The organism is Streptomyces niphimycinicus, assembly GCF_018883605.1.
Lineage (GTDB): Bacteria > Actinomycetota > Actinomycetes > Streptomycetales > Streptomycetaceae > Streptomyces > Streptomyces niphimycinicus.
The window spans coordinates 1-426 of the sequence record NZ_JAHLEM010000247.1; the positions used below are offsets into that span (position 1 = coordinate 1).

General features: G+C 72.1%; 1 protein-coding gene. It reads left to right on the forward strand.

Annotation, left to right across the window (positions count from 1 at the left end; all coding sequences use genetic code 11):
- Positions 1-426: condensation domain-containing protein (locus KN815_RS22395; RefSeq protein ID WP_216343722.1), on the forward strand; the 426-nt coding region annotated here is incomplete at both ends.

Below are 426 nucleotides of genomic sequence, written 5' to 3' on the forward strand. Positions count from 1 at the left end.
GGACGTCCTCGGCGACGAGACCGACGCCGACAGCGAGATCTCGCGGCAGCTCGGCTACTGGACCTCCGCGCTGGCGGGCCTCCCGGACCAGTTGGAGCTGCCGTACGACCGGCCGCGGCCGTCCGTCGCCTCCTACCGTGGGGACCGCGTCCCGTTCGAGATTCCGGCCCCGCTCTACGACAAGGTGGTCGCGTTCGCGCGGGACACGCAGTCGAGCCCGTTCATGGTGGTGCAAGCCGGGCTCGCGGCGCTGCTGACTCGGCTCGGCGCGGGCACCGACATCCCCATCGGCACCCCGATCGCCGGTCGCACCGACACCTCGCTCGACGACCTGGTCGGCGTCTTCATCAACACACTGGTGCTGCGCGCCGACACGTCAGGACGTCCCACGGGCCGCGCGCTGATCGAGCGCGTCCGGGCGCGGAA